The sequence below is a fragment of the Pseudothermotoga elfii DSM 9442 = NBRC 107921 genome (assembly GCF_000504085.1).
Taxonomy (GTDB): domain Bacteria; phylum Thermotogota; class Thermotogae; order Thermotogales; family DSM-5069; genus Pseudothermotoga_B; species Pseudothermotoga_B elfii.
Genome location: NC_022792.1, coordinates 451,660 through 467,509, shown reverse-complemented (window position 1 = coordinate 467,509; position 15,850 = coordinate 451,660). Strand labels below are relative to the sequence as shown.

The following is a 15,850-nucleotide window of genomic DNA, read 5'->3' as shown; positions in this document are numbered from 1 at the left end:
TTCTATACCTCCTCAGAGATTATCTTTGTTCCTGAGCTTGTACCTATTCTGGTTGCCCCTGCTTTAATTAAATCAATTGCCTGATTGTAAGAACGAATCCCGCCAGATGCTTTCACAGAAAGCTTTGGTGCAGACCATTTCATGAGATTTACATCTTCTGCTGTTGCACCAGCAGGACCAAAACCTGTCGAGGTTTTAACAAAACTTGCGCCAGCAAGTTCACTGATGACACAAGCGGCTATCTTTTCTTCATTAGTAAGATAGCATGTTTCAATTATAACTTTTACAGGCTTACCCTTACAAGCTTCAACAACCCCACGAATATCTTCATATACATATGACCATTCGTGTGATTTGAGCATACCAACGTGAATTACCATGTCTATTTCATCCACACCTATTCTGATTAATTCAGATGCTTCCTGTGCTTTGGAAAGCTGAGTATTTGTCCCAAGAGGAAATCCGACAACACTTATGACTTTCACACCACTACCCTTAAGCAATTGTAAAGAAGTTTCGGCAAAGGATGGATTAACACAAACACCACAAAATTTATATTCCTTGGCTTGTTCACATAGAGCAACGATATCTTCGACAGTCGCGGTAGGTTTTAACAAAGTATGTTCTATGCTCTTTCTGACCATCTCACGTGAAACTTCTTTGAGAAAAGGTTCAAATTTATATTCTTCTTTATAACGAACAATTCTTTCTTCAATAAGATACTCTAAACTGCTCACTGCTATCACCTCACAGACCAAGATCATGACTAATCGATTTCATAGCATCTAACGACAGAGTTAAAAATTCCTCAAGTGATAATCCAAGATCCTCACATCTTTTCATTTGATCTCTATTAGCACCTTTTGCAAAAAGCTTTTCTTTAAATCTCCTCAACAGAAAATCAGTGTCAACAGAAGAAAGGGATTTCTCAGGAGTTATCAACGCTGCAGCTACGATAAAGCCGGTTGTCGGATCAGCAACGTATATGGCTTTTTCCATATTAGTGACACGATTTTTCTTATCACAGTGAGCAAGTATTGCGTCTTTCACAGATTGTGGAATATCATAATTTTTAAGAAGTTCAATGGTTTTTAAGCCGTGATTTTCCGGATTATCTTTCGTATAGTCATAATCCAGATCGTGAAGTAACCCTGATATAGCCCATAAGTTCACATCTTCTGAAAACTTTTCAGCCAAAAACTTCATAACAACTTCCACTGCCAAACAATGTTTGATCAAATTTTTGCTTTTCACGTGCAATTTGACAAGTTCTAACGCTTCTTCTCTACTAATCATTTTGAACCCTCCTGAAGATAATTATTTTTGCAAAATCTCTCACCATAATACAACCTCAAAAACTCAATGTCTTTAAAGGTAACGTAAACATCCCCGAATTGCTCTATGGATTTTTGAATAATTGTTAGACCTTCATCAGGATCATCAATTAAAATTGACTTTCCCATCGGTTTTCGCATGCTTACAACACTTTGTAGGCAAACGGGGGCTTTCGATTTATTGACAGGTGTTACAGATACACCTTCTGCTGAATTTATAATCATAGAAAGAATTTCTCTTGCCATTACGAGATCACCGCGCCTTAAAGCATTGCTAAGCAAAAGTAAATAAGCCTGTGGGTCATGTTTTGAAAGAGTAGAAATGAGATCTTCATCAAATCTCCCCGTTTCCATAAATTGAATCGCATTGTTTAAAATAAGTGATCTTGGGCAAAATGGGAAAAGCTCGTCTATGGAGAGATTTGCTCTTGAAACTATGTATCTTACACACGTATATTGCTTTTTTTTGATTACATCTATTACTTTATCTGCTTTGCTTTCATCTTCGGTAAGTGCCGAAATCAGCAATACCAGAAGTTTATAATTTCCTTTCGATGCACAGTTAGCAAAAAGTGCCCCGTCTATTTGAGCTGAATCATATGCACTTGTTAAAAGTAGTATGTATGGATCCTTAGAGGTTTCATAAGCTATTTTGAAAAGTTTGGCAACCTCTCGAAATCGCCCCATGGAGAGAAGCACTTCCCCAGCAGATAGAAGAGCTACAGGCGAAGATGAATAATTTCTGAGGAGGGAAACCATTTTTTCAACAGGTGGAGTTTGGTTTTTGTAAAGATCTGCAATTAGATCAATGCTATCAAGATACTGATCGCTCTTTTTACTCAAGCCAACACAGCCGTCATAATCTCCCTTGAGAAGGTGAACAATCTTTTCCAGAATCAAACGCTGGTTTTTGTCTCCTACAGATATTATCCTTTTCTGGACAGATTTTTCGATCAATAACTCGTCTTCACCATAAGTAAATCGATTCAAATCATACAACGACCATATCTCATTAACCGGCACATTCAGATCTTCCTCGATTGACACCTTCACTTTTGGAGGCACGAAAGATCTCTTAGGGTGATCGGTTTGTTTTACACCGCGCTTTTGAAGATCTTTTTCAAGTTCCATTTTGAGTCGTAACAGATTCAAAATTCTTTCATCTTTTTCTTCTTCCACCTTTTCTATCCCCCAGCAATCTGTTTTCTCGAAAACTATAGTACCTTTCTCTGCCAACTATCAAATGATCAATAATCTCTATTCCGAGTATATCACCTGCAGAAATTAACATCTCTGTTGCTTTTTTGTCTTCGGCACTGGGTGATGGATCTCCGGAAGGATGGTTGTGAACAACTATAATTGAAGTTGCATTGGATCTGATAGCGATTCTAAATATTTCTCTTGGATGAAATATCGTTTGATTGTTCGTACCTTGAGTAATGTCTTTGTGAAATACCGAGAACAACTTACTGTCCAGAAGAATAACTCTCAGCACTTCTTTTTCAAAAAACCTCATCTCATGGCAATATTCGTATACTGATTCCGGCTTGTCTAACAAAATACGGTTATCTGATAATTCACGATAAAGTCTTTTTCCAAGTTCAAGAGCAGCTTTTATCGACGCAGCCTTTGCTATACCAACCCCATCTACTGAAGCTATTTCCTCTATTTCTGCATTTGCAAGCATCTTAAGAGACGAATTAAAGCTGTGTAGCAATTCATTAGCAAGCTCTAATACACCTTTTCCACGGGTTCCTGTACGCAATAAAATGGCAATGAGTTCTTCTTTTGAAAGGCCTTCAGATCCAATTTTCAGCATCCTCTCTCTCGGTTTCAAAACTCCACCACCCTTTTGAGTAAAAATATTCCCACAAATCTCCTATAGGTAAACCCATTACAGTATATAAATCACCATCTATACCTTCCACAAGAACTCCACCCAAGTCCTGAATACCATATCCTCCTGCTTTATCAAATGAATATATTGAAATATAACTATCAAGGAATTCATCGGGTATTTTTCTGAATTTGACTGTGGTATAGCGATATTTGGTCCAGACCTCTCCACGGCTGACAACCGCCACAGCTGTATGTACAATATGTGAACGATTCGACAACATGCGCAAATAACATCGTGCTTCAGAATTATTTTCTGGTTTTCCCAGAATATTTCCATCCACTTCGACTATCGTATCTGCTCCAATAACAATTGCATCACTGACCTTTTCATAAACATTCAAAGCCTTCAAAATTGATAGTTTTTCAACTGTTTCCTGGGCAGTCTCGAAATTCTTTTCTTCAATTTCCGGAGCGATTATTTCGAATCTGCGGAACAGTTTCTTGAGCAGCATTTTCCTTCGTGGTGAAGTCGAAGCCAGTACTAACCTGAATTCTTTCAACATACGGCAACACCCTCTTAACAATATATGCGTTTGCAAGGGCACCTGGTATGCCAAGAAAAAGCATATAAGGTAGTATTATAAAGAAAGATTTGCTTTGCAAAAAAACAGAGCCAACAAATATTTGAGCAATATTATTTGCAATACTTCCGCACAAACTTACACCAAATAGACCAAAGAACCCAACCCTGGATAAGACAGTTTCAATCAGAGCTGCAGACGAAGACCCAGCAACACTCATAAAAAAAGCCACATCCATAAAGTGGCCGGTCAAAATAGACCCGATCAAACTTTTCCCGATCGCAACTTTTATTCCTTCAACTCCCCCAAAAGCAAAAATAGAAAGCAACACAACAAAATTTGAGAATCCCCATTTTCCATTTGGAATGGGAAAAGGTACTACACTTTCCAGAACATACGTTACCACACCCAGGCTGATCATTAACGCTGTTAAGGCTATTCTCTTCGCTCTCACCAAGTTATCACATCCGCCTTTGGCATTTTACCACTGAACTTTATTAGAACCCTGTTCGGAACACATATGATAACCCCACCAGGTCCAACTTTTCCAGTTTTTTCACAAATTTTCAATGAGCATGAACTATTCTTGACAAAGACCGTCTTCCCGTCAAAATATATGTTCATCAAATGATTATCACCTTCTCTGAGCTCGTATTCCCCTGCCTGTTTGATTACCATCGCGATCTCTCCATTTTTCCATACCTCTACTTGCGAGGAATTTTTATCCTTAACAAAAAAACTGATAACAATTATCAGCAAAATTACCAATATTACAAGAAAATCTGCTTTTCTGAAAAACTTATTTCGCCTGCTCATATACTCTCATTGAAGGTGATCTGCACACAGATCCATCCTCTGTTATTATCAAAACACTTCCTCCAAATTTTGGATATTCCAGGACTACGTACTCCCAGTCTTTCGCCATGACAAAAGCAGCCGTTGAAAGTGCATCAGCTGTTACCGCGTCTTTTGCAACAACGGTTGCTGATTGAGCACCCTGTGCAGGATAACCTGTTTCAGGTGAAAGAATATGATGATACCTCACGTTGTCCAAAATAAAGTATCTCTCGTAATCGCCAGAAGTGGCAACAGCACCTTCTGTCAAATAAAGGTACGTTACCACCGAGTCTGCTTTCCGCGGATCTTTCACACCAACAACCCATGGTCGAGATCCAAATTTTGGCCCAAGTATTCTAATATCGCCCCCGGCTTCAACAAAACCCGTACACTCCGGATCAATTTCTTTCGCTATCTGATATGCCCTATCAAGGGCATAACCCTTAGCTATCCCTCCAAGATCAAGCTTGACACCATTCAGCAACCTTATTCTCCTTGTGTTCCGGTCTAATTCTACGTTTCTTACCCCTGATTTTTTCAATGTTTCAGCTATATCAAATTTTGATGGTACAGTCTCTGGTGAATGTTCAGCTATTTTGTTGAATCCCCAGAGCTCTATTAGATTTCCAAGAGCAGGGTCAAACGCCCCACTGGTTATTTCCGAAAATTTGACAGCAGCATCAAGAAGAACAAATGTTTCCTCGTCAAGGTCAACCCAATCTTTGGAAGTGTTTATTTTACTCAAGAAACTATTTTCATCATTCAGGTTGTATTTTTTATAAATTCTGTCCATCTCATCAAACATGATTTCCGCAAGGGATTTTGAGCCTTTTTTCGACGAAACAACGATTCTGCAGTAGGTTCCAAGCGTAAAGCCATCGTACTCATAATAGTTGTGCTGTGATCTGACAAAGACTGCGGCAGTTAAGGAAAAGATTATCGCCAGACCAACGAAAAGAAGAATAAACAACAAACGATTTGTTCTTAAAAAACTTTCGCGATCTTTTTTCCGCATTTTTTGCACCTGCCTTCTCGATCTAAACCTTCGTTTTGAATCTCATACCTATCACGCCTGACTACGAGGGTCCCACACGAAGGGCAAACCGTGCTTTCGTAATTTGAATCCCAAAGATTTCCTATATAAACATAATCCAGATACTGTCGCGCCAGGTTATAGGCCTCAATAAGTTTTGAATTTGATGTGGCAGGATTGCTCATTCTATAGTTTGGAAAATAACGAGATAAATGAAGAGGCAAAGATTTATCTAAACTTGCCAGCCATTTGAATTCTTCCTCAAGATGTTCCATGTCGTCACTGATTCCTGGTACAATCAGTGTAGTTATCTCAACATGTATACCTGCCTCAACAGCTACTTTTATGGTCCTCTTAACAGTGTTCAAATCTCCCCCGAGACGACGGTAAGTTTCTTCCTCGAAAGCTTTGAGATCAACATTTATGGCATGAATTGATTGTATCAACAGGCTGAGAGGGTCTTCTTCTACAAGCCCATTCGTGACTAAAACGTTATACAAACCTTCCTTGGAAGCTATTCTGGACGTATCGAGAACAAATTCAAACCAAACGAATGGCTCATTGTAAGTATAGGCTATACCACGAGAACCTCTCTCCAGAGCTATGGAGACAAGCTGTTCAGGAAGAACCCGGCGAGTTGGAGCCGGTTGCTGGGATATTTCCCAATTTTGACAAAAAGCACATTTCATGTTGCAGCCAAAGGTTCCAACAGATAAGATCTTCTCCCCTGGATTGAAATGAAATAACGGTTTCTTCTCTATTGGATCCACGCAAATAGACGTAATCTGACCATAATTCAATAACTCCATAATCCCTTCCTTATTTTTTCTGGTCAGGCAAAAACCGATCTGCCCATTCTCCAAAACACAATGATGGGGACAAAGTTCGCATTTAATTTTTTCATCTGAAAGACTGGTAAAATACAACGCCATTTTTTGCACAAAATCACTCCTTAATAAAACCTTTCAACTGTAAAACGGTATACGGTAATTTTCTCATTATCCAGAATGCCCGCTTTTCTCCTGGCTATTTTTAATTGTTCCTGAACAGTATCGATACCCTCTAAATCAGGTAACAGAAGACCCCTTCGATATCCTTTCGCAACTATAATGCCATATTTCTTAGGGTCAAGCTGGTTTATACCCGACACCTCTTCAGGTTCGCTCAATATATCAACACTTACTTTAATATCATCAAGCTCATTTGTGCTAACTGGAAGAAAGCGAGGGTCTTCCACTGCTGCAGCAATTGCATTATCCCTTATTTCTTCAGCAAGATTTTCTTTCGTCGGAACATATGTTCCTATACACCCTCTGAGAGATCCATCCAATTTATGGAGGCTAACAAAAGCACCCGCTCTTCTTTTCAGTAATTCCACAGGTGCACCATCTTTAAGTGGGTTCAGCAATCTTTTCTCTTTCAACCATGCCTCAATGCTTTTTATGGCCCACTTAACATAAGGATGTTCTCCTTTCATGATTTATTCCCTCACTTTCTCAAGAATCCTCTCCACAGTAAATTCAGTCTGGCTTTTAATATATTGAAGTGGAATGATCTTCAACCCCCCGTCAATTTCTGCAAGTACTCCTCCTTTTGGATTATCAAGATAATCAACCAATTTTTTGGCGCAAACTCTTGCAAACTCTATATCTTTTTTCTCTGGAAATGCTGAACTGAGCATACCAAGGATTTTTATCGTAGTGGTTTCTCTTGCAGGGTGATTTCTGAAAATTACAGAGGCCTTATCACTTTCACGCAACAAAACAAAATCGCTGGCAAGCCTCAGCTTAGAAATTACATCTTCAATTCCATTCGGAAAAAGAACTGTAACAGATCCATGATCATATCTATTGAGAGAATGAAAAAAATTCAACAATTGCAAAGTCACGGTAGTTAACCCAAGTCTATAACTGAAGCAAAAAGAACCAGAATCTGCGCATGGTAATAGAACAACTTTTACTCCGGCCGAAAATAACTCGCTAACCATGGGAAACGATCTTTCAGACCCCAGAACAACCAGCAAATCTATATGATTCATCGTCAAAACTCTGATAACCTTCGACTTCCAGTCATGAAAAATCGATATCTTACGTGTGCTTCCTACAATAGAACCACCCATTTTTTTAAATTGCTCAATTTCGTTAGCCCTGATTAACTTAAAATCGTTTTCCAGCAAGCCTTGCCATCCATGGAAAAACCCAGTAATACTTGATAAATAATTCGTCAGAGTGTATATAAACTGATTGGCACCCGGGCAAATACCATCTATCAGAAACCCCACCCTCAATTAAAATCCTCCCAAGATTTATTATACCCCTAACGTGCCATGAAAGATTTTTACGCGAACTCACTAAATCCTCTCAAAGTGAAATGCTGAAAATGATTTCTGAGTAATTTGATAATTTCTCCTAAACTGTAATATACTGGCATTTTGTTGAAAGATGGATCAAGATTTTCTCCGATTCTACATCGCTGAAGAACGTAATTTGATGACCTGTCCAGCCATTTGCAAATCTCCAAAAAATCTTCTACGGAGAGCAGGTCCGGATGATAAGTAGTGCGAAATTCGTATTCTGGGGCAAGTGATCTTATTACCTCAACTGATCTTTTTATGGAATCTAAATCTACAGATGCACGACATACCTTCTCATATTTGCTCAATGGAGCCTTTATATCCATTGCAACGAAATCAACCATTTTCAACCTGATCAATTTTTCAATAATATATGGTTGGGTGCCATTTGTATCAAGTTTGACCTTAATTCCTAATTCTTTTGCAAGATGGATCATTAAATAAAGATCTTTTCTTAAAGTTGGTTCTCCTCCTGTTATACATACTGCATTTATAAGTTTTCTGTTGCTTTTGATCCATGCGAGAACTTCTTTCCATTTTGTCTGTGCCAGAGACTTATCAACTGTAACAAGCATCGAATTATGGCAGTATGGGCATCTCAAATTGCACCCAGAGATAAAAACAGTAGAACATGGTTCTTTTGGAAAATCCAGCAAACTTACTTTGACCCATCCTTGAACATACATCGGTCCATCAACCTCAATTAACAACATAATTTACTCTATGAATGAATTCTTCTCGTTTTCCAGGATTCCAGTTTTGAACTGGTCTGTAGAATCCCACCACTCTGCTCCACACTTCTGTCGGCTGACCACAAACTGGACAGGAATATTCCTCTCCACCGATATAACCATGATCACGGCAAATGCTGAAAGTAGGGGTTACGGTGATATAGGGAAGTCTATAATTTTCAAAAATTCTCTTTATGAGTGCTCCAAGGCTGTATGCATCCTCAACTTTTTCCCCCAGAAATATGTGAAAAACTGTTCCGCCTGTGTATTTTAACTGTAAATCCTCTTGAATCTGTAGAGCTCTAAACAAATCATCTGTGTAATTCACCGGTAATTGTGTAGAATTTGTGTAATAAGGCTCATTTTCTCCACTTGTGTAAATATTTTTGAAGCACTCTTTATCAAGTTTTGCCAGTCTGTAAGATGCACCTTCAGCTGGCGTTGCTTCAAGGTTGAAAAGGGTACCGGTTTCTTGTTGAAAAATCAACAGCTTTTCCCGCATGAAATCAAGAACACGCATTGCAAAAGTTTTTCCTTCTGGTGTATCTATTCCTCTTTTGAAAAAGTTCATCAAAGCTTCATGCATACCAACAAGTCCTATCGTACTGAAATGATTGTGCCAATACTGTCCAAAAAATTTTTTAACTTTTTTCAAACAGACCTTTGAATACGGATACAATCCCCATTCTGTGAATTTCTCTATTGCATTTCTTTTTACAATAAGGCTTTCTTTTGCTATCTCCATAATAGAATTCAATCTTTTGAAAAACTCTTCCTCGGTTCCAGATAAATACCCTATCCTCGGCATATTGATAGTTACCACACCTATGGATCCCGTCATTGGATTTGCCCCAAAAAGCCCACCACCTCTTATGTAAAGCTCTCGGTTGTCTAATCTGAGCCTGCAACACATGCTTCGAACATCCTCGGGCGATAAACCCGAGCTCACAAAATTGGCAAAATAAGGTATACCGTACTTGGCAGTCATCTGTAAAATCATATACCCGACTTCACTTTCCCATGGGAAATTCCCGGTCACATTATATGTAGGTATTGGAAAACTAAAGACTCTTCCTCTCGCATCGCCTTCTAACATCACTTCACAAAACGCCTTGTTAAACATATCCATTTCCTGCTGAAATTCACCATATGTTTTTTCCTGAAACTGACCACCTACAATAACAGGTTCATTCGCCATATACTTTGGAACAACTACATCCATTGTTATATTCACAAAAGGAGTTTGAAATCCCACTCTGGTTGGAACATTTAGATTAAAAACAAATTCCTGAAGACATTGAACTACTTCTTGATAAGAAAGTTTATCGTAAGCAATAAAAGGTGCCAGAAGCGTATCAACATTTGAAAAAGCTTGAGCACCGGCAGCTTCGCCTTGTAACGTGTAGAAAAAATTGACAATTTGCATCAAAGCTACCCTGAAATGTCTTGGCGGTTTACTCTCTATCTTTTGATCAACCCCACCAAATCCGTTGATTAAAAGATCTCTCAAATCCCAACCACAACAGTATGGAGCAAGCAAATTCAAATCGTGTATGTGAAAATCTCCCTCCATATGGGCTTTAGAGATTTTCTCTGTATATACACATTTAAGCCAGTAATCGGATGTAATCTCTGAAACAATGTGATTATTTAACCCCTGCAACGAATAATTCATGTTACTGTTCTCTCTGATACGCCAGTCTTTCAACAGCAAATACTGTTCAACCATGTTTTTCATGCAAACACCTCCATACTATATATAGTATCTAAATAACATAATATACAATATATAGGATAATGTCAAGAATCTTTTCAACAAATGACCTTAAAAAAAACGCAAGGAAAAATATGACCGACCTTACTGAGTTCTTTACAGCGTTGACAAATTGCACCATTAAAATTTTTACGTGGTAGTACACGTGAAAAATAGTGTAATGACCTGAGGAGAATGCTATGGGTGGTTCAGGTTATAGAAAAAACAGATATTTTGCAGATATTCTCAGCACAAAAAAGGTGCTCACCAACAAATTGATATTTAAAAGTTTCCTGACTGGCGCTGTGTCTGGTCTGGTAGTTGTTCTTTATAGACTTTCGATTACATGCGCTGAAAATATAAGAAGTTCGATAAAGTATGGCAGCTGGTTTATTTTCTGGATATTCATGACAGTTGGCTTTTCGCTCATCATTTGGTGGATTACCAAAAAAGTACCGCATGTAAACGGCAGTGGTATACCACAGGTCAGAGCCATTTTGCTGAGAAAAATTAATTATGAACCGTTAAAAGTTCTTCTCGGAAAATTTTTTGGAGGTTTCTTGGCAATAATAAACGGCTTTTCACTTGGCAGAGAAGGACCGTCTGTTCAGATAGGAGCTTCAGTAGGGCTCATATTTTCAAATAAATTTGCTAAAAATGATCTTGAAAAAAAGCATATGATTGTTGCTGGTTCAAGTGCCGGACTTGCCGCTGCCTTTAATGCTCCATTTGCCGCTGTCATTTTCTCGATAGAGGAACTGCAAAGAAATATATCTCCGCTAACTCTTTTAACTTCGATGATAGCAGCTATAACAGCTGGATATATTTCAAAAGTTGTGTTTGGAGTGGCTCCAATATTTGATCTGAAACTCTCCAGTGTATTACCTTTAAAGTACTATCCACTCATACTTGGTTTAGGAGTAGTAATTGGTATTTTTGGTGCATTCTTCACCAAGAGCATCCTGTGGTTTTCAGAACAGATGGGAAAATTGAAGGTATTCAGTTTAATGATCCCTACAATAGCTGCCTGGTTTTTCCTGTTGAAAATCCCGCAGGTTCTGGGTGGAGGACACGAATTAATAATGGACGTTGCACATGGACTTTTTTCAGCAAAAATGTTGATTGTCTTACTTGTTTTGAAATTTTATTTTACAATGATCAGTTATGGCTCAAAGGCACCTGGTGGTATTTTTTTGCCAATGCTCGCAATTGGTGCTCTTATTGGTAGTGCATATTATCATTTGATAAACGTGTTCTGGAATTTTAATGATTCCTATTTAACTAATTTTGTAGTCCTGGGTATGGCCAGTTATTTTGCCAGTGTGGTCAGGGCACCAATAACTGGCATAGCACTTGTTACAGAACTTGTTGGATCTTTCAACCATTTACTGTCGCTTTCCGTTGTTTCCATATCTGCCTATATCATATCGAGCCTGTTTAAAGTGTCTTCCGTTTATGATATGCTTTTCGAAAGGCTTCCTTTATCAAAAACAGCGCAAGCAAAACGTACATCTGTCATCAGAGTAACTGTCACACCCGATTCTGAGCTTGCTGGCCTGAAAATTAAGGATTGCGTTTTGCCTGAAAGCTGTCTTATCGCATTCATAAAACGCGATAACAATGAAATAATACCAAACGGTGAAACAGTAATTCATCCGGGAGACGTTTTGACTATTATTCTCAACCAAAACGATGAGATTCCACATTTTCTGCCTCCCGGAAGAGGGGTTATTGAAAGTAACGAGGTTCTTTCATTCATCAAAAATGAATAGAATTCATATTCCAACAGCTTCGAATTGCCTTTCAAAAACTATTTCCGTAAAATGCTTACACGGTGCCGATTTAGATCTTTTTAAAAGATTGGTGAGCACTTTCTGGGGGCCCACCTCAATAAACGATTTCGCACCGAGCTGAATCATTCTATTAATGCTGTCATACCACAAAACAGGTCCACAAATTTGACTCAGAATATTTTCTCTTATTTTCTCTGGATCAGTCGTTTCACGACCGGTACTGTTCATAACGATTGGCCAACGAGGCTTCCTGAATTTTATTCCGCGCAGTTCATGGGCCATTTTTTCCCTTGCTGATTCTAATAGAGGAGTATGAAACGGTCCACTGACTTTTAACTCTGCAACTCTCTTTGCAATTTTTTTCAATCTCTCTATGGCAATTCTCACGGATTCAACCATACCACTGATAACTACCTGATCTTCGGAATTATGATTTGCAACCCATACATTGTCTATATCCGATATCGCAGCTTCTATCTCATCAATTTTTGCACCTATCACTGCTGCCATAGTTCCTTCGCCGGGTTTGACTGACTGAGATATATATTCTCCTCTTTTTCTGACAAGATACAGGCCGGTTTCAAAGTCATACACATCTGCCGCAGCAAGTGCTGTATATTCACCGAGACTGTGTCCCGCCAGCAACGATGGAACATATCCTGCCCTTATAAGTTCGTCAAAAGCAATGTAGCTTGCTATGTAAATAGCCGGCTGAGCATTTTCTGTTAACTTTAAAAAATCTTCGTCACCGTTCATTACCTGGAAAATATCTATCCCAAGTACCTCTCTCGCGGTCTCGAAGAAATAATATGCCCTTGAAAACGAAGTGAGATCATTCCCCATTCCAGAATATTGTGATCCCTGACCCGGAAAAAGAAAAGCTTTCATTTTTTCACCTCCTCATAGAGTTTTTTCACAGTCTCTACGAACTCTCTCATAATTTTCTCAATAACATCCTTAACAGATAATATTTCATCGATTAATCCAGCGCACTGACCAGCCATAAAAGATCCTCTCTCCAGATTTCCATTCAAAACAGCTTCACGAAGGCTTCCAACCAGAACCTGTTCCGCCTCCAGAGAATTATTGACTTCAAGCTCGCAAACTTTTTTTGCAAACGGTGTTTTCAGAACTCTTGCTGGATGACCGAGTTTTGCTCCCGTGACGACTGTGTCCCTTATTGAAGCTGTCAGTATCTTTTTTTTGTAACTTTCGTGGATCTCTGCTTCTATCGTCGCCAGAAATCTCGTTCCCATTTGAATACCCTCAGCACCAAGCGCAAAAGCTGCTGCCATACCTCTGCCATCTGCTATCCCTCCGGCCGCAATAACTGGAACTGTCACACTTTTAGAAACCCTGTTAGTGAGAACCACCGTACTTACTTCGCCAATATGCCCACCTGATTCCATACCTTCTGCTACAACTGCATCAGCACCTGCTCTCTCCACCAATTTTGCAAATGAATCTGATGCAACTACTGGTATGACAGCTGCACCACTTTTTTTAAGATTCGGAATGTATTTTGCCGGGTTGCCAGCACCAAAAGTCACAACAGGAACTTTTTCAGAGATGACGACTTCCACAAGTTGATCTGCATAAGGTGAGGCAAGCATTATATTTACCCCGAAAGGTTTATCAGTAAGGTTTTTTACAGTTCGTATAGCTATCTCAAGTTCATCCGGTCTCATTGCTCCTGAACCTATTATCCCAAGTCCGCCCGCCTGAGAGACAGCTGCGGCAAGAGCTGGAGTTCCAGCCCATGCCATTCCACCCATTAAAATCGGATACTTTATTTTCAAAAGTTCGGTTACCCTATTTTTCATTCTTTCTCACTCCAACCAGGAGAGTTGCTGTTGCAACTATTTTTCCCTGAACTTTCGCAATTGCTTCCACCTTCGCCATACCAAGTTTTCTTTCCTTGAGCCACACCTCATATTCCAGAACATCCCCGGGTCTAACTTCAGATTTGAACCTCGCATTATCTATACCAGCAAAAACTGGAATAACTGACTCGCCCCGATTTAGAAGCATCAACCCGGCCGTTTGAGCAAGGCCTTCTATTATCAAAACACCCGGATAAATGGGATATGCAGGGAAATGACCCAGAAAAAATATTTCAGATGCAGTCACATTTTTGATAGCTTTAGCGTGATCTTCACTTTTTTCAACGATTCTGTCAACAAGTAGCATAGGAAACCGGTGTGGCAGAATTTGCTTAATTTCATCGATATTCAAGATTCATACCTCCCTATTACAAGGGATGTATTGTGACCACCAAAGCCAAATGAGTTTTTCACAAAATTGTCAAAATGAATTTCAACCGGTTTCTTACCAACAACATTAATTTTTATTTCAGGGTCTTTTTCATCAAGATTGGGCATCGCATGAAGAAAATGGTTGTGCATTTGCAGGATCCCAACAACAGTTTCTGCTGCCGCTGCCGCTCCGAGAAGATGCCCCATAAGAGTTTTGGTGCTATTGACAAAGACTTCTCGTCCAAAGAGTTTTTCGATAGCTTTCGCCTCAGCTGCGTCTCCCGCTGGTGTACTTGTGGCATGGCAACTAACATACTGTATTTTGTCAGGAGAGATTCCAGCATCTTTCAAAGCCATTCGCATAGCTTTTTCTGCGCCCGTCCCCTCCGGATCCGGGGCACTCATATGATATGCATCGTCGTTCATTCCATACCCTTTTACTTCAGCAAGTACATCTGCTTTCCTATCTTTCGCAATTTCTTCAGCCTCAAGCACCAGAACTGCCGCTCCTTCTCCCATGACAAATCCATCACGACTGGCATCGAAAGGTCTCGAAGCTTCTTTTGGTTTATCGTTTCTGGTTGACAAAGCCTTCATATTTGCAAAACCCGTTATTGGCAACGGTGCTATTGTCGCTTCCGCACCACCTACTACAGCAACGTCAGCATAACCGTGTCTGATCAACATTGACCCAAGCGCTATAGCATGTCCTGACGCTGCACATGCACTTACAGGGGCAAAATTTACTCCCTTGAGCCCATATTCAATTGCTACAATTCCAGAAGCCATGTTTATCAAAAGCATTGGTATCAAAAACGGGCTCACTTTACCCGGACCGCCCGAAAGAAATTTGTTATTCTCATTGTCCAGCGTTATGAAACCTCCCATACCTGAAGCTATTAAAACTGCTGTACGTTCAGAATGCAATGACAGATCCAGTTTGGCCTGTTCAAGTGCTTCTTTAACAGCAACAAGAGCGAAATGTACAAATCTATCCGTCCTGCGAACAAGTTTTCTATCCAGAAATTCTTCAGGGTTGAAGTCTTTAATTTCAGATGCTATCTTCACCGGAAGGTCAGCTGGATCAAAACTCTTTATCGTATCAGCTGCTATGTAAGACTTTTTAAGTGATTCGAGTACTTTTTCTTTTCCTATTCCTATTGGAGATACGATCCCCATACCTGTTATAAGAACCCTACGCACTTTTCAATCTACCTCCTGTTGGTCCATTATAAAAATGTAAAAAGGGGCAGTCAAACAGCCCCTTTACTATGTAAATAAATTAACTGTGTTTTGTTAACACAAAAACTCTTACACCAAACAACTTTTTTCATAAAGAAG

At 39.4% G+C, this 15,850-nt stretch carries 18 protein-coding genes; 1 reads left to right on the top strand and 17 read right to left on the bottom strand.

The features are described from left to right. Positions 1-2: 2 nt before the first annotated feature. The 13 genes from deoC to TEL01S_RS02120 are packed head-to-tail and all read right to left on the bottom strand — an operon-like array spanning position 3 to position 10,446. Positions 3-764, bottom strand: a complete 762-nt coding sequence (deoC, locus tag TEL01S_RS02180; RefSeq protein ID WP_049753339.1) for a deoxyribose-phosphate aldolase — start codon at positions 762-764, stop codon at positions 3-5. Beyond that, entirely contained in the window at positions 748-1,296 is a 549-nt protein-coding gene (locus TEL01S_RS02175) for an HDIG domain-containing metalloprotein (protein WP_012002491.1), read from the bottom strand. The genes deoC and TEL01S_RS02175 overlap by 17 nt, the downstream gene beginning before the upstream one ends. Then, complete coding sequence (locus TEL01S_RS02170; protein WP_012002490.1) at positions 1,293-2,513, bottom strand: hypothetical protein; 1,221 nt, start codon at positions 2,511-2,513, stop codon at positions 1,293-1,295. Before TEL01S_RS02170 ends, TEL01S_RS02175 begins: the two co-directional genes overlap by 4 nt. Beyond that, positions 2,494-3,153, bottom strand: coding sequence for a RadC family protein (gene radC / locus TEL01S_RS02165; RefSeq protein ID WP_144313108.1), 660 nt, complete (start codon positions 3,151-3,153; stop codon positions 2,494-2,496). The genes TEL01S_RS02170 and radC overlap by 20 nt, the downstream gene beginning before the upstream one ends. Further along, positions 3,134-3,736 (bottom strand): Maf family nucleotide pyrophosphatase, encoded by a 603-nt coding sequence (locus tag TEL01S_RS02160; protein WP_012002488.1) that lies wholly within the window; start codon positions 3,734-3,736, stop codon positions 3,134-3,136. The genes radC and TEL01S_RS02160 overlap by 20 nt, the downstream gene beginning before the upstream one ends. After that, the gene (locus TEL01S_RS02155) at positions 3,633-4,208 is read right to left on the bottom strand and encodes a Gx transporter family protein (protein WP_012002487.1); all 576 of its coding nucleotides are present in this window, start codon (positions 4,206-4,208) and stop codon (positions 3,633-3,635) included. Before TEL01S_RS02155 ends, TEL01S_RS02160 begins: the two co-directional genes overlap by 104 nt. Next, entirely contained in the window at positions 4,205-4,570 is a 366-nt protein-coding gene (locus TEL01S_RS02150; protein WP_012002486.1) for a NusG domain II-containing protein, read from the bottom strand. The genes TEL01S_RS02155 and TEL01S_RS02150 overlap by 4 nt, the downstream gene beginning before the upstream one ends. Next, on the bottom strand, positions 4,554-5,606 hold the full coding sequence (locus TEL01S_RS02145; RefSeq protein WP_012002485.1) for an FAD:protein FMN transferase: 1,053 nt from the start codon (positions 5,604-5,606) through the stop codon (positions 4,554-4,556). Before TEL01S_RS02145 ends, TEL01S_RS02150 begins: the two co-directional genes overlap by 17 nt. Then, positions 5,576-6,565, bottom strand: a complete 990-nt coding sequence (amrS, locus tag TEL01S_RS02140; RefSeq protein WP_012002484.1) for an AmmeMemoRadiSam system radical SAM enzyme — start codon at positions 6,563-6,565, stop codon at positions 5,576-5,578. Before amrS ends, TEL01S_RS02145 begins: the two co-directional genes overlap by 31 nt. Before the next feature lie 11 nt (positions 6,566-6,576). Then, complete coding sequence (gene amrA, locus TEL01S_RS02135) at positions 6,577-7,101, bottom strand: AmmeMemoRadiSam system protein A (protein WP_012002483.1); 525 nt, start codon at positions 7,099-7,101, stop codon at positions 6,577-6,579. A 3-nt stretch (positions 7,102-7,104) separates the two neighbouring features. Next, positions 7,105-7,905 carry a 6-phosphofructokinase gene (locus TEL01S_RS02130; protein WP_228369040.1) on the bottom strand — a complete coding sequence of 267 codons (801 nt, stop codon included), beginning with the start codon at positions 7,903-7,905 and terminating at the stop codon, positions 7,105-7,107. Between the two features lie 56 nt (positions 7,906-7,961). After that, entirely contained in the window at positions 7,962-8,690 is a 729-nt protein-coding gene (locus tag TEL01S_RS02125; RefSeq protein ID WP_081430055.1) for an anaerobic ribonucleoside-triphosphate reductase activating protein, read from the bottom strand. Continuing rightward, on the bottom strand, positions 8,677-10,446 hold the full coding sequence (locus TEL01S_RS02120) for a ribonucleoside triphosphate reductase (RefSeq protein ID WP_012002480.1): 1,770 nt from the start codon (positions 10,444-10,446) through the stop codon (positions 8,677-8,679). The genes TEL01S_RS02125 and TEL01S_RS02120 overlap by 14 nt, the downstream gene beginning before the upstream one ends. Positions 10,447-10,661: 215 nt before the next feature. On the opposite strand from TEL01S_RS02120, the gene TEL01S_RS02115 reads away from it, so the two are divergent. After that, on the top strand, positions 10,662-12,233 hold the full coding sequence (locus TEL01S_RS02115) for a ClC family H(+)/Cl(-) exchange transporter (RefSeq protein ID WP_012002479.1): 1,572 nt from the start codon (positions 10,662-10,664) through the stop codon (positions 12,231-12,233). Between the two features lie 3 nt (positions 12,234-12,236). On the opposite strand, the gene fabD is transcribed toward TEL01S_RS02115, so the two are convergent. Genes fabD through fabF form a run of 4 tightly spaced genes read right to left on the bottom strand, consistent with a single transcriptional unit; the run spans position 12,237 to position 15,712 of the window. After that, on the bottom strand, positions 12,237-13,142 hold the full coding sequence (gene fabD, locus TEL01S_RS02110; protein WP_012002478.1) for an ACP S-malonyltransferase: 906 nt from the start codon (positions 13,140-13,142) through the stop codon (positions 12,237-12,239). Continuing rightward, positions 13,139-14,077 (bottom strand): nitronate monooxygenase, encoded by a 939-nt coding sequence (locus TEL01S_RS02105; RefSeq protein ID WP_012002477.1) that lies wholly within the window; start codon positions 14,075-14,077, stop codon positions 13,139-13,141. The genes fabD and TEL01S_RS02105 overlap by 4 nt, the downstream gene beginning before the upstream one ends. Beyond that, positions 14,067-14,489 (bottom strand): 3-hydroxyacyl-ACP dehydratase FabZ, encoded by a 423-nt coding sequence (gene fabZ, locus TEL01S_RS02100; RefSeq protein WP_012002476.1) that lies wholly within the window; start codon positions 14,487-14,489, stop codon positions 14,067-14,069. The genes TEL01S_RS02105 and fabZ overlap by 11 nt, the downstream gene beginning before the upstream one ends. Beyond that, complete coding sequence (fabF, locus tag TEL01S_RS02095) at positions 14,486-15,712, bottom strand: beta-ketoacyl-ACP synthase II (protein ID WP_012002475.1); 1,227 nt, start codon at positions 15,710-15,712, stop codon at positions 14,486-14,488. The genes fabZ and fabF overlap by 4 nt, the downstream gene beginning before the upstream one ends. Between the last annotated feature and the right edge of the window lie 138 nt (positions 15,713-15,850).

Bases quoted from the DNA above. Each gene is read 5' to 3' on its own strand.
- TEL01S_RS02160 (WP_012002488.1), bottom strand. From the start codon at position 3,736: ATGTTGAAAGAATTCAGGTTAGTACTGGCTTCGACTTCACCACGAAGG.
- TEL01S_RS02125 (WP_081430055.1), bottom strand. From the start codon at position 8,690: ATGTTGTTAATTGAGGTTGATGGACCGATGTATGTTCAAGGATGGGTC.
- TEL01S_RS02150 (WP_012002486.1), bottom strand. From the start codon at position 4,570: ATGAGCAGGCGAAATAAGTTTTTCAGAAAAGCAGATTTTCTTGTAATA.
- TEL01S_RS02120 (WP_012002480.1), bottom strand. From the start codon at position 10,446: ATGAAAAACATGGTTGAACAGTATTTGCTGTTGAAAGACTGGCGTATC.
- TEL01S_RS02145 (WP_012002485.1), bottom strand. From the start codon at position 5,606: ATGCGGAAAAAAGATCGCGAAAGTTTTTTAAGAACAAATCGTTTGTTG.
- fabD (WP_012002478.1), bottom strand. From the start codon at position 13,142: ATGAAAGCTTTTCTTTTTCCGGGTCAGGGATCACAATATTCTGGAATG.
- amrA (WP_012002483.1), bottom strand. From the start codon at position 7,101: ATGAAAGGAGAACATCCTTATGTTAAGTGGGCCATAAAAAGCATTGAG.
- TEL01S_RS02175 (WP_012002491.1), bottom strand. From the start codon at position 1,296: ATGATTAGTAGAGAAGAAGCGTTAGAACTTGTCAAATTGCACGTGAAA.
- radC (WP_144313108.1), bottom strand. From the start codon at position 3,153: ATGCTGAAAATTGGATCTGAAGGCCTTTCAAAAGAAGAACTCATTGCC.
- TEL01S_RS02105 (WP_012002477.1), bottom strand. From the start codon at position 14,077: ATGAAAAATAGGGTAACCGAACTTTTGAAAATAAAGTATCCGATTTTA.
- TEL01S_RS02115 (WP_012002479.1), top strand. From the start codon at position 10,662: ATGGGTGGTTCAGGTTATAGAAAAAACAGATATTTTGCAGATATTCTC.
- deoC (WP_049753339.1), bottom strand. From the start codon at position 764: ATGATCTTGGTCTGTGAGGTGATAGCAGTGAGCAGTTTAGAGTATCTT.